This is a genomic window from Mesorhizobium sp. WSM4306, assembly GCF_007003975.1.
GTDB lineage: Bacteria > Pseudomonadota > Alphaproteobacteria > Rhizobiales > Rhizobiaceae > Mesorhizobium.
The window spans coordinates 33,360-45,789 of sequence record NZ_VFTC01000001.1 but is presented as its reverse complement, the minus strand read 5'-3'; the positions used below and the strand labels follow the sequence as shown (position 1 = coordinate 45,789).

Genomic DNA, 12,430 nt, shown 5'->3' with positions numbered 1-12,430 from the left:
CCGGCCCATTTCGCTTTACAGGCAGCAATGCCGTCCCTATGTATCGCGCCGACCCAAGCGCCACTTCAAAAACAGGACAGAACAACCAGCCATGCGCGCGGAAACGCAGAACATTGTCGACGAGATCAGGCAGGCGATAACCCTGCTGAGGAGGCATCTTTGACTGGGATCAGGCCATAAAGCGGCTTGAATACCTGAATGTGCGGGCTGAAGACGCCAGCCTCTGGAACGAACCGCTGGAAGCGCAAAAGCTGATGCGAGAACGCCAGGGCCTCGAAGAAGGCATCGCGGCGGTCAAGGGCCTGACCCAGGCGCTGGAAGACAATATCGGCCTGATCGAGCTTGGCGAGGAAGAGGGCGACGAAGGCGTCATTGCCGAAGCCGAAGCTGCCATCCGCTCGATGCAAGGGGAGGCCAAGGCCCGCCAGGTCGAGACGCTGCTGTCGGGCGAAGCCGACGCCAACGACACCTATCTCGAAGTTCATGCCGGCGCCGGCGGCACCGAGAGCCAGGACTGGGCCTCGATGCTGTTGCGCATGTATACGCGCTGGGCCGAACGGCGCCGGTTCAAGGTCGAGGTGTTGGAAGTGCATGACGGCGAAGAGGCCGGCATCAAGTCCGCCACGCTGCTGATCAAGGGCCATAATGCCTATGGCTGGCTGAAGACCGAATCCGGCGTCCATCGCCTGGTGCGCATTTCGCCCTATGACAGCAATGCGCGCCGCCATACCTCCTTCTCCAGCATCTGGGTCTATCCGGTTGTCGATGACAGGATCGAGATCGACGTCTCTGAATCCGACGTGCGCATCGACACCTATCGCTCGTCCGGTTCGGGCGGCCAGCACGTCAACACGACGGACTCGGCGGTCCGCATCACCCATATCGCCACGGGCATTGCGGTCGCCTGCCAGGCCGAACGCTCGCAGCACAAGAACAAGGCCAAGGCTTGGGAAATGCTGCGCTCGCGGCTCTACGAAGAAGAGCTGAAGAAGCGTGAAGCGGTGGCCAATGCCACCGAGGCGTCGAAGAGCGACATCGGCTGGGGCCACCAGATCCGCTCCTACGTGCTGCAGCCCTACCAGCTGGTGAAGGACCTGCGCACCGGTGTCGAAAGCACCAGCCCGTCGAGCGTGCTCGACGGCGATCTCGACGACTTCATGGAAGCCTCGCTGTCGCAGCGCATCGAAGGCGGCGCCGGCGAAGCGGTTGCGGATCTAGACTAGGATATGTCCCATATTCAGGTGAGGCCGGCCTGACCTGAATCTGAATATATCCTTGGGTGGGGAGCGAAGGAGAAATTATGTCTCGCAAGCTCACTGGAAAATGCTTCTGCGGCGCGGTCCACTATGAGGTGGCGGACGAATTCGTCTATGCCGCGAACTGCCATTGTTCGAACTGCCGGCGCACCACGGGTTCGGCTTTCAAGCCGTTCGCCGGCATCGAACGCGACAAGTTCGCCCTTGCCGAAGGGCATCACGGGCTCATCCATTTCGGCGACGACAGCGGCTACGATGCGCATTGCAGCCGCTGCGGCTCGCTGCTCTATTCGCTGGTCCGCGACGGCGCCTATGTCCATGTCGCCATGGGCACGTTGGTCGACGATCCCACCATCCGGCCGACCGCGCATATTTTCGTCGGCTCCAAGGCGCCGTGGTTCACCATCGCCGACGACCTGCCGCAATATGAAGGACACGCCTCCGACGGCTAACGCCTCTTGGACGCCGCGTCGTTAACCTCTCATTAACCAAGCCGGCGCACCCTTTTGGACGGCAGATGTCGGCGCGCGGGGTGCGGCACTGTAGTACCTGTGCACTTCTTGCGCCGACCAAGGAATCAGCTCAGCATCCCGGGCTGAGGAAAAGCATTTATGGCCGGACGCGGCGTATCTGCGAGCTGACGATTCGGCCACTGGGAAGACACGTTCCAAGAACGGGCAAGCAAACGCTTGATGCTCGCTTGAAAGGAACGTTTCCATGTCTGCTGCCATAGTCCGATCGGCCAGAGCCGTTCAACCGGCTGGCCGACTTCTGTTTTCCCTGTTCGTGATCGGCGCGATCGCGGTGCTGACAGCACCCGGCTTCGCCCATGACGCCAAGCCGACCGCGGCGAAGCCGCAAGGCTGGAGTTATCCCTTCGCCTGCTGCGCCAACTATGACTGCCGCACCACCCATACGGGCGAGGTGCTGGAAAAACCCGAGGGCTATGTCATCGCCGGAACGGGGGAGGTCGTTCCGATGAGCGACAAGCGGGTCAAGGACTCACCCGACGGCGATTTCCACTGGTGCGCGCACCAGGCTGGTCTCGACGCCGGCAAGACGATCTGTCTGTTCGTACCGCCGCGTTCCTACTGACGGCTGTTGACAAAGTTCATCGGAAGGCAGGCCGTAGTTCCAGAACATTTTTGCTGAGAAGGCTGGCATGTGACGTGAGGCCATCCATGGCACTGGCAAGCGCTTCTCAGCCTTAGGTGTTTTTGTGCTTGCGTCACACGGGAGCAGCGACTGCTGAGGCGAAGTCGCGATATGAGCGCAGTGGACGGCCCAGAAGCGCCGTCAGGCGCTCGACGTCGCCGGCCTCAGGCAGCATCCCGTCGGTGGAGAAGCGTTCGCCCATCAGGCGCATGTCGTAGGCCATCCAGGCGGGCAAGAACTGCTTGAGATTTTGCTCAAAGCCCTCTGTATTGTCGCCGCTGTAGCTGATCGGGCGGGCAAGCACGTCTGACCAGATTGCGGCAATATCCGTCCCGGTCAGTCTCTGCGGACCGACGAGGTTGATCCGGTCGAGCGCAAGCGGCTCCTCGGACTGTTCGCGGCGCAGCAGCTCAAGAGCGGCGATCTCGGCGATATCACGGGCGTCGATCATGGCGAGACCCTTGGCGCCGATCGGCATTGGGTAGGTGCCATAGCCGGTGATGATGTCTTCGACCATCAGATCGTTCTGGATGAAGTAAGCCGGGCGCAAGATCGTAGCCTTGAAGTCCATCTGCTCGATCATTCGCTCGACGCCGAACTTGCCCGCGAAATGCGGCACGTTCACATAGACGTCGGCGTGGATCACCGACAGATAGACGATCCGCTCGATGCCGGCCGATCGGGCGACGTTCAGCGCGATCAAAGCTTGGGTGAATTCATCCGGTACCACGGCGTTCAAGAGGAACAGCGTGGAAACCCCAGACATGGCTTTGCGCAGCGAGTCGACGTCGAGAAAGTCCCCTTGCACGACGGATACGCCTGCCGGGAAGCTGGCCTTCGACGGATCGCGCACGAGAGCACGGACGTCGGCGCCGCGCTTGACGAGGTGTTCGACGACTTGGCGGCCAATATTGCCCGTGGCGCCGGTAACGAGAATGGTCATGAAATTTCTCCTGTTGGATTGCTTGACACCTCCAATATGAGTGGCTCACAAAGCCCCCGGTAGACGGAAATTTTAGACACATCGTCTCACTAGCGGGACACTTCATGGATCTTCTTGCCCTCACCGATTTCAATCTCGTTGCCCGCCATGGTGGCTTCGGCAAAGCGGCAAGGGCCACCGGCCGGCCCAAGGCAACGCTGTCCCGGCGCGTTGGAGACTTGGAAAGCAGTCTTGATCTGCGTCTGTTTGAACGGGGTGCCCGTAACCTGAAGCTTACCGAGGAAGGACGGGCGCTCTTCGAGCGGACGGGGGCGTTGCTTGCCGAGCTGGACGAGACGGCTTCGGCGATTGCCTCGGGCGGTCAGAGACCCAGGGGCAGATTACGGATCAGCGCGCCTTTGCATTTTTCGCAGACCGCAATGGGGAGGATCGCTGCCGGGTTTGCCCTCAAGTATCCGGAGGTGAGGCTTGAAGTGACGACTGAGGACCGGCATGTGGACATGATCGAGGAAGGCTACGATCTGGTAATCCGGGTCAATCCAGATCCCGACGAAAGCCTGGTCGGGCGAGCGTTTCTCCGCGACCGCCTGGTCGTTGTGGCGAGCCCCAACCTTCCTCGTACGACCGCTGGGCTCGCCGCTCCTGGCGTTGCGCGCGGGACAGCTGAGCCGCAAACTTGGCAGGTGAAGACACCAGGTGGCCGGTCAACAATTAGAATCGAACCTGTCCTCGCTTTATCAACGCTCATCATGGTCCGGGATGCGGTGCGAGCCGGCGTCGGCGCAGGACGGCTTCCCATTTCGTTGGTGGCCCACGACCTGGCTGACGGCACATTGGTGAATTGGGGGGATATTGACGGCCCCGAGATCTCTCTATGGACGCTCTACCCATCTCGGCGGCTGCTCAGCGCGCGAGTGTCGGCATTCCTGGATTTTCTAAAGCAGGCTTTCCCAAATGGGACGCCGGACGAACTAGCCGCCTATATTGGCAGGTGACGACGGACCCGCTTCAGCCAGAACGCCGCTCGGCTCTGTCGATCAGAGCCTGCTGACAGACAGTTGTCAGGAGCCTTCCTTTATGGTGCCTTTGCCACATAGGGGGCAACGCAGAGGAAAGCTTTTCATGACCATCAAGGCCAGCTGTCACTGCAGGGCGACGACATTCGAGGTTTCGCAGGCGCCCGAGACAGTAACGCAATGCACCTGCTCGTTCTGCTCCAAGCGCGGCTCGCTGTGGGCCTACTACGTTCCGTCGCAATTCAAGCTCACCAGCCCGGCAAAGAATGTCTCCGTCTATCAATGGGGATCGAAGACCGTCAAACACGGGTTTTGCGCCATTTGCGGCTGCGGCACCTTCACCGAAACGCCGGACTGGTCGACCGGCAAACCCGACTTCGACAACCCCAAGATATCGGTCAATTCGCGGCTGTTCGACGATTTCGACCTCGACAAGGTTGAGGTGGTCGTCATCGACGGCAAGAATCTCTGGTAGTCGGCCCCATCCACCGAAGCCGAAGAGCGGCGCAAGCGGGGGAAAAGCCGCTTTCGCCGTTCCGCTTTTCGCCGTATTTCATGGTACAAGACCCATGGAAGGGCTGATGATATGCGCGGGCCGCAAAGGCCGCGGTTTGGAGAGGGACGTTATCTCATGAAAAAGACTGTGCTCGTCGCCGTTGCGACGGCTGTGCTGGTGAGCGCCTGCACGACCACTGATCCGTATACCGGCGATCAGAAGATTTCCAACACCGCCGCGGGTGCAGGCCTTGGTGCCTTGGCCGGCGCCAGCCTTGGTCTGCTTGCCGGCGGCAATGACCGCCGCAATGCGCTGATCGGGGCCGGTATCGGCGCGCTGGCCGGCGGCGCCATCGGCGCCACGATGGACCAGAACGAGGCTGAATTGCGCCGCCAACTGCAGGGCACCGGTGTCAGCGTCACCCGCACCGGTGACCAGATCATCCTCAACATGCCGTCCGACATCACCTTCAACGTCGACCAGGATGCGGTGAAGCCCGGCTTCTACCAGGTGCTGAATTCGGTGGCGCTGGTGCTGAACAAGTTCCGCCAGACCACGGTCGACGTGTTCGGCCACACCGATTCGACCGGTGGCGACGAGCACAATTTCGATCTGTCGCAGCGCCGCGCTCTGGCTGTCGCCAACTATCTGTCGGGACAGGGCGTCGATTCGCGCCGTTTCGCCGTCACCGGCTTCGGCAAGACCCGCCCGATCGCATCCAATGCGACGACGGCCGGCCGAGCGCAGAACCGGCGCGTCGAGATCCAGCTTTCGCCGCTTACCTGATCAGGTCAGCATCGAAATGCGAAGACGGTCCCGCAAGGGGCCGTTTTCATTTTGGCTCCTGTGATCCGCCAAACGATCTAAAGCATTAGATTTTTCTAATATTGTCTTCCCGCAGACCTTGGAAAGGACTAGCATCAGCGCTGTTCCAAAGGGGATGGGGCGGTACAATCGGCCGCGCAGTCAGCATTCTTTCCGCCCCGGTCCTGCACGGCCAGATTATGAATCTGGGAGGAATGCATGACAAGAACAGCTCGCCTCGGGCGTTGCGGCGCCGTCGTTTTGACAGGTCTAGTCTCTGTTTGGTGCGCGGCCGCCACGGCTCGCGCCGAAGATGCCAACAAGGCCGACATCGAAGCCTTGAAGAAATCGCTCGCCAAATATGAGGACTACACGGTCGCCATCCGCGACCTTTATCTGTCGACCGTCGGGTGCGTCTACTACTCCGGGGAAAAGATCGCCGGCGCAATGGACTATCCGAAGGGCGCTATGGGCATCCATTTCGTCAACGTCCCGAGTGTCGGTCAGAAACTCGATCCGATGCGTCCCAACGTGCTGATCTACGAGCCGACCAAGAAAGGCTTGAAGTTGGTTGGCGTGGAATGGCTGGTGCCCCTGACGCCAGACACCAAGGAAGCTCCAAAACTCTTTGGCCAGACCTTCATGGGACCGATGGAAGGGCACTATCCGCTCATTCCGAGGGAGTTTGTCCACTACGACCTTCATGCCTGGCTGTTCAGGGACAATCCGAACGGCATGTTCAGCCCGACGAATTCGAACGTGAAATGCAGCAAGGCCGAGTTTCCGATGCTGGAAAAACCGACCAAGATGATGCCCGGCCCGATGTGACGGCACAGATGTGATCGCGGCAGGCAAGCCGGGTGATCGGCTTGCCTTGCGAAAACGAAACCGGAAATCAGACCTTGGCGACGATCTTCATGAAGGCCGGCATGTCATCGCCGAAGCCGACGGTGCCGTCATTGTCGTCGCCGCCGCGGTTGTTGCGGGCAGGGCGGCTGTTGTTGGCACGCTGCGGCCTGGTGTCGCCGCGTTCGGGAGCACGGTTCTCGTTGTTGCGATCGGAGACCTTGCGCTCGCTGTTTTCGGAGCGGATCGCTTCCTTGCGCTGACGCCGTTCGCCAATGTCGGCGACTGCGGCTTCGGCTACGACCGGCTGTTCCTCGCGCGCGGCATCCGCCGGGGCGTCATCGTTGCGCTTCGCGTGGTGCTCGCGTGGTTTGCGTTCGCCGCTGTCTTTGCGATCGTGGGCCTTGCGGTCTTCATCCTTGCGACCGGCGCGGCGCGGGGCGCCACGGCCACGGCGGGGCGCTTCGTCCTCGCTGCCTTCGCTGGCGACCACCGTCGACAGGTCGCCGTCATGCCACTCGATCTTGTTGCCGATCAGCCGCTCGATGGCGTCGATGTATTTGGTGTCCGACTTGGTGGCGATGGTGAAGGATTTGCCCGAGCGTCCGGCGCGGCCGGTGCGGCCAATGCGGTGGACATAGTCTTCGGCGTGGATCGGCACGTCGTAATTGAAGACGTGGCTGACATCGGGGATGTCGAGGCCACGCGCGGCGACGTCGGACGCTACGAGATAGCGCAGCTTGCCGTCGCGGAAATTGGCCAGCATCTGCATGCGGGCGCGCTGATCCATGTCGCCATGCAGGGCCCCGGCATCGAAATCATACTTCAGAAGCGAGCGGAACAGTTCCGACACTTCTACCTTGCGGTTGCAGAAGATGATGGCGTTCTTCAACTCGGCGTCTTCGGCCTTCATCAGATTGCGCAGCGTCTCGCGCTTGTCCCACGGCTTCGAGCCGGACTTGACAAGGCGCTGGATGATGCTGGTGGCGGTCGACGCGGCCTTGGAGACCTCGACGCGCACCGGCGCATGCAGAAACTTTTCGGTGAGCTTGGTGATCTCCGGCGGCATCGTCGCCGAGAAGAACAGCGTCTGCCTTGTGAACGGGATCATTTCGCAGATGCGCTCGATGTCGGGGATGAAGCCCATGTCGAGCATGCGGTCGGCCTCGTCGATGACGAGGATCTCGACGCCGTTGAGCAACAGCTTGCCGCGTTCGCGGTGGTCGAGCAGGCGGCCGGGCGTGGCGATCAGCACGTCGGCGCCGCGCTCCAGCTTCTTGTCCTGCTCGTCGAAGGAGACGCCGCCGATCAGGAGCGCAATGTTGAGCTTGTGGTTCTTGCCGTATCGGATGAAATTCTCTTCGACCTGCGCGGCGAGCTCGCGCGTCGGCTCGAGGATCAGCGTGCGCGGCATACGGGCGCGGGCCCGGCCTTTTTCGAGGCGGGTCAGCATCGGCAGGACGAAGGAGGCGGTTTTGCCGGTGCCGGTCTGGGCGATGCCCAGAATATCCTTGCCGAGCAGCGCATGCGGGATGGCGCCGGCCTGGATCGGCGTCGGCTGGGTGTAGCCGGCATCGGTGACTGCGGAAAGGACCTTGGGCGACAGGCCGAGGTCTGAAAAGGTCAACGCTTCTGGAGCGGTCGTGGTGTCTGAGGACAAGTGTTGTTGTCTTTGGCTGGTTCGGGGAAGCGCAACGGCATTCGTCGCGGCAAGCACAGCGTGCCTGCAAGATTGGTATTGCGATTAGGCGCAAGCCCGCGATTTGTCAACAGAAACGGGCGGGATTGGTGCGATTGTGAAACGTAAGCTTAATCGCGATGCTTAATCAGGTAGTGTCTTTTTGCGCCGGCTCAATAGCGAAACTGCTCGGCGAGAATGCGTTCGTTCCACGAATGGTTGGGGTCAAACAGCAGCGTCGCCGTCGCGGTCGGCGATTCCCGAACCGTAACGGAAGTCACCGCCTTGACCTCGGTGTGGTCGGCGGCGGCGTTCACCGGCCGCTTTTCCGGCTCCAGAATATCGAAGCGAACGGTCGCCTTGTTGGACAACAAGGCACCCCGCCAACGGCGCGGCCGGAACGGGCTCACCGGGGTCAGCGCCAGCAGCGGCGCGTCGAGCGGCAGGATCGGCCCGTGCGCCGACAGATTGTAGGCGGTGGAGCCGGCCGGCGTCGCGATCATCACGCCGTCGCAGTTCAGTTCCTCGATCCGGACCTGTTCGTCGACGGTGATGCGGATTTTTGCGGTCTGATAGGATTGGCGCCACAGCGCCACTTCGTTGATGGCAAGTGCTGAAACCGTCTCGCCCTCATGCGTCACCGCCAGCATCTCCAGCGGCCGGATGGTTTCGGCGACGGCGGTAGCGATGCGTTCGGTGAGGCCGCCGACGCGGTATTCGTTCATCAGGAAACCGATGGTGCCACGGTTCATGCCGTAGACCTTCTTTCCCGTGCTCATCGTGTCGCGCAAGGTCTGCAGCAGGAAGCCGTCGCCACCCAGCGCCACCACCACCTCGGCGTCCTCGAACGAGGCCTGGCCATAGCGGGCCGACAGGCTTTCCATCGCCGCCCTGGCATCGGCGGTGTCGGACGAGACGAAGGCGAGACTGGGGTTGCTCATGATTTCCCGATGGCGCTCGGCGGCGGTTGCGTGGGGTAGCATGGGCAGGCGCATCTGCAAAGGGAGGCAGCGTCCAGTCCTGCCCGGCTGCGCCGGAGCAAAAAATCAGCTTCTCTCGCTTCATGTCGCCGGAGAGGCGAATGTGATGGTTAAGAGCGAGCTTAAACACTCGTAAAGCCCGATCGATCATGTTAGCCGGCAGAGGATGGGTGGCTGGGGGGCTAGCCAGTTGAGACCTGTCTATTGCCGGTGACACGCCTGATTATCGTCTTCCTCGTGCTGGGAAGTTTCGCGCTTCTCTTCGCCGAACTTGTGCGGCAGTCCGAGGACATGAGTTCCAGGCCGAGGCCGACAGCCTCACGCTGCGGCGACGCCGGCATGCCATGCCCGCAAAACGCATTGTAGGCTGAAGCCGCGCAAGCAACCTCGCGACGACGATCCATCATCACTGCCTGACAATGGAGTTCGGCGGCATCGACAACGGTCGTCGATGCCCGAGCAGATGCTGTCATCGTGTCGGCAAAAAGATATTGACTGTATGTTTAGTAATTAATACCGTTGTGGACATACCGAGTTGGTCAGCCGGCATAAGCCGGTGAATGACCACCAGGACGAAGGGAACATACGGACTCGAGGCGGCAATCCCGCCGGTCCCGACAATGGGAGACAATAAGCATGCAGCTGAAATCCACCGCGACGGCGCTCGGCCTGTCGCTGCTGGCGATGACCGGCTTTGCCCGGGCCGACGGCGAACTCCAAATCTACAATTGGGGCAACTACACAAGCCCGGACCTGATCAAGAAGTTCGAGGAGACCTACAAGGTCAAGGTCACCGTGACCGACTACGATTCCAATGACACTGCCTTGGCCAAGGTCCGCCAGGGCGCTTCCGGCTATGACATCGTCGTGCCCTCGGCCAGTGTCATGCCGATCTGGATCAGCGAAGGCCTGCTGCTGGAAACCGATCCCAACACGATGGAGAATTTCAAGAATGTCGATCCGAGATGGGTCGATGTGCCTTTCGATCCCGGCCGCAAATACTCAGTGCCGTGGCAATGGGGCACAACCGGCGTCTCGGTCAACAAATCGGTCTATGCGGGCGACCCGAACACCTCGGCGATTTTCCTCGATCCGCCGCCGGAACTCGTCGGCAAGATCAACGTGGTGCCCGAAATGGGGGACATCATGTTCCTGGCCATTGCCTATGAGGGCGGCAAGTATTGCACCGACGACAAGGCGCTGCTGAAGAAGGTGCACGACAAGCTTGTCGAGGCGAAGGGCAAATGGCTGTCGCTCGATTACGCTGCCGTCGATGGCCTCGGCCGAGGCGACATTGCCGCCGGCGTTAACTGGAACGGCATATCGCTGCGCGAGCGGCTTGAGAACGACAAGATCGTCTACGGCTATCCCAAAGAAGGCTTTCCGATCTGGATGGACAATGTCGCGGTGCTCAAGGACGCAAAGAACGTCGAGAACGCCAAGCTTTTCCAGAATTTCATCATGGACCCGAAGAACGCCGCGCTGATCTCGGCCTTCGCGCACTACGCCAACGGCATCAAGGGCTCCGAGCCCTTCCTGCCGGACGACATGAAGGGGGCGCCCGAGGTGGACGTTCCGGCCGAATTTGCCGACAAGGGCCAGTTCATGCCGGCCTGTCCGACCGACGTCCAGGCGCTCTACACCAAGATCTGGACCGATCTGCAGAAATAGCAGCGCCGCCAACCGAACCTGACCAACATCATCCTTCGGGCCGCACCCTGCGGCCCGGCCATTCTTCATGCCAGATGCGGTCCGGCCGCCGCGGGAGATTTTTGATGTCCGATCTCGACCTTTGCTACATGCCCGCCAGCGAGGCGTTGCGGCTGTTCAAGGCGAAGAAGCTTTCGCCTGTCGACCTGATGCAGGCGACGATCGACCGCGCGGAGGCGACCAAGGCGACGATCAACTGCTTCACTTTCGAGCATTTCGACGAGGCGATGGCTCTCGCCAGGAAGGCGGAAGCCAAATACGCCAAGGGCGCCAAAACCGGGGCGCTGGAAGGCCTGCCGATCGGCATAAAGGATGAGAGTTACATCAAGGGCAAGCCGACCTCGCATGGCTCGCTGCTTTCGAAGGACGCTATCGGCGGCCATACATCGACGATGAACGAGCGCGTCATGAAAGCGGGCGGCATCGTCCACGCCCGCACGGCGACGCCCGAATTCAGCTGCGCCGGTTACACCTGGTCGAAGCGCTGGGGCGTGACGCGCAACCCCTGGAACCCGGACTTTACCCCAGGCGGCTCCTCGGGAGGTTCGGCGGCGACGCTGGCCTCGGGCACATCCGCGATCGCCACCGGCTCGGACATTGCCGGGTCGATCCGCATTCCTGCCTCGGCCTGTGGTCTTGTCGGTTTCAAGCCGCCTTACGGCCGCAACCCCGACGAGCCGCCCTTCAACCTCGACTTCTATTGCCACACCGGGCCGCTCGCCCGAAATGTCGGGGACGCGATCCTGCTGCAGAATGTCATGGCCGGACCGAGCCCGCTCGACATCGCCACGCTGCGCCCAAAACTGCGCCTGCCCAACGACTACAAGCCGATCAAAGGCTGGAAGATCGCTTTCTCCATGGATCTCGGGTCGTTCGAGATCGACCCTGAGGTGCGCAAGAACACGCTCGCTGCCTGCGACGTGTTCCGCTCGCTCGGCGCTACCGTCGAGGAGGTCGACCTTGGCTGGGGCGACGAGGTGCTCAAGTCGGGCATGGCTTATCTCGAACATCTCTTCGGCGCCTCGCTGGCGCCCCTGCTCGCCAAGCACGGCAAGGACATGACCAGCTATGCCAGGCAATTCGCGCAGGATGGGCAGAAGTCGAAGGCGACGGATTTTGTCGCGACCCTGGACGTGGCGGCCAGGATGTACCAGACGCTGGGGCCGTTGCTGGAAAAATACGATGTGCTGATCTGCCCGACCAATGCGCTTCCCGCGGTGCCGGCGGAATTCGATCAGACCAAAGGCAAGGTCGAGATCAACGGGAAGCAGGTGAACCCGTCGCTGGGCTGGGTGATGACGACGCCGTTCAACATGCTGAGCCGCTGCCCGGTTCTGTCCGTGCCGTCGGGCCGCGCCGCGAACGGCGTGCCGACCGGCATCCAGATTGTCGGTCGCACCTATAGCGATGCCGATGTCTTCCGGGCGGCGATGGCCTATGAGACGGCTCAGGGTCAATGGTACATGAATGCCGGAACACGCCCGTCGCTCTGAGTCCGCGAAGAGCCGGCGTGCCAAAGCAGCGGCGGATGTTTTCGCCGGGGAAA

12 protein-coding genes are annotated in these 12,430 nt (G+C 61.4%); 9 read left to right on the top strand and 3 right to left on the bottom strand.

What is annotated here, in order from left to right; translation table 11 throughout:
• Nucleotides 1-91 precede the first annotated feature (91 nt).
• From prfB to FJV77_RS00225, 3 genes are all read left to right on the top strand, one after another.
• Nucleotides 92-1,223 (top strand): peptide chain release factor 2 gene (gene prfB / locus FJV77_RS00235; protein WP_096445560.1). Its coding sequence is split into 2 segments (ribosomal slippage): nt 92-157 and nt 159-1,223, totalling 1,131 coding nucleotides; the frame shifts between segments, so codons are not numbered across the junction.
• Nucleotides 1,224-1,300: 77 nt separating this feature from the next.
• A complete protein-coding gene (locus FJV77_RS00230; RefSeq protein ID WP_142864883.1) occupies nt 1,301-1,708 on the top strand; it encodes a GFA family protein in 408 nt (135 codons plus the stop codon).
• Nucleotides 1,709-1,973: 265 nt separating this feature from the next.
• Nucleotides 1,974-2,351 (top strand): hypothetical protein, encoded by a 378-nt coding sequence (locus FJV77_RS00225; protein ID WP_112564358.1) that lies wholly within the window; start codon nt 1,974-1,976, stop codon nt 2,349-2,351.
• Nucleotides 2,352-2,484: 133 nt separating this feature from the next.
• Here the strand turns inward: FJV77_RS00225 and FJV77_RS00220 are convergent, their stop codons facing one another.
• Nucleotides 2,485-3,354: an NmrA/HSCARG family protein gene (locus FJV77_RS00220; protein WP_142864882.1), complete on the bottom strand. Its 870-nt coding sequence runs from the start codon at nt 3,352-3,354 to the stop codon at nt 2,485-2,487.
• A 104-nt stretch (nt 3,355-3,458) separates the two neighbouring features.
• Between FJV77_RS00220 and FJV77_RS00215 the strand changes: the two genes are divergently transcribed.
• The 4 genes from FJV77_RS00215 to FJV77_RS00200 all read left to right on the top strand — a co-directional run bounded on the left by FJV77_RS00215 (nt 3,459) and on the right by FJV77_RS00200 (nt 6,498).
• A complete protein-coding gene (locus FJV77_RS00215; protein ID WP_142864881.1) occupies nt 3,459-4,349 on the top strand; it encodes a LysR family transcriptional regulator in 891 nt (296 codons plus the stop codon).
• 127 nt (nt 4,350-4,476) lie between these two features.
• A complete protein-coding gene (locus FJV77_RS00210; RefSeq protein ID WP_142864880.1) occupies nt 4,477-4,845 on the top strand; it encodes a GFA family protein in 369 nt (122 codons plus the stop codon).
• A gap of 156 nt (nt 4,846-5,001) precedes the next feature.
• Nucleotides 5,002-5,652 (top strand): OmpA family protein, encoded by a 651-nt coding sequence (locus FJV77_RS00205; RefSeq protein WP_142864879.1) that lies wholly within the window; start codon nt 5,002-5,004, stop codon nt 5,650-5,652.
• 237 nt (nt 5,653-5,889) lie between these two features.
• On the top strand, nt 5,890-6,498 hold the full coding sequence (locus FJV77_RS00200; RefSeq protein WP_142864878.1) for a hypothetical protein: 609 nt from the start codon (nt 5,890-5,892) through the stop codon (nt 6,496-6,498).
• A gap of 67 nt (nt 6,499-6,565) precedes the next feature.
• Here the strand turns inward: FJV77_RS00200 and FJV77_RS00195 are convergent, their stop codons facing one another.
• Complete coding sequence (locus tag FJV77_RS00195) at nt 6,566-8,176, bottom strand: DEAD/DEAH box helicase (RefSeq protein WP_185970155.1); 1,611 nt, start codon at nt 8,174-8,176, stop codon at nt 6,566-6,568.
• A 191-nt stretch (nt 8,177-8,367) separates the two neighbouring features.
• Nucleotides 8,368-9,135 (bottom strand): NAD kinase, encoded by a 768-nt coding sequence (locus FJV77_RS00190; protein ID WP_142864877.1) that lies wholly within the window; start codon nt 9,133-9,135, stop codon nt 8,368-8,370.
• 675 nt (nt 9,136-9,810) lie between these two features.
• On the opposite strand from FJV77_RS00190, the gene FJV77_RS00185 reads away from it, so the two are divergent.
• Nucleotides 9,811-10,845: an extracellular solute-binding protein gene (locus tag FJV77_RS00185; protein WP_142864876.1), complete on the top strand. Its 1,035-nt coding sequence runs from the start codon at nt 9,811-9,813 to the stop codon at nt 10,843-10,845.
• Between the two features lie 104 nt (nt 10,846-10,949).
• Nucleotides 10,950-12,377: an amidase gene (locus FJV77_RS00180; protein ID WP_142864875.1), complete on the top strand. Its 1,428-nt coding sequence runs from the start codon at nt 10,950-10,952 to the stop codon at nt 12,375-12,377.
• Nucleotides 12,378-12,430: the final 53 nt, after the last annotated feature.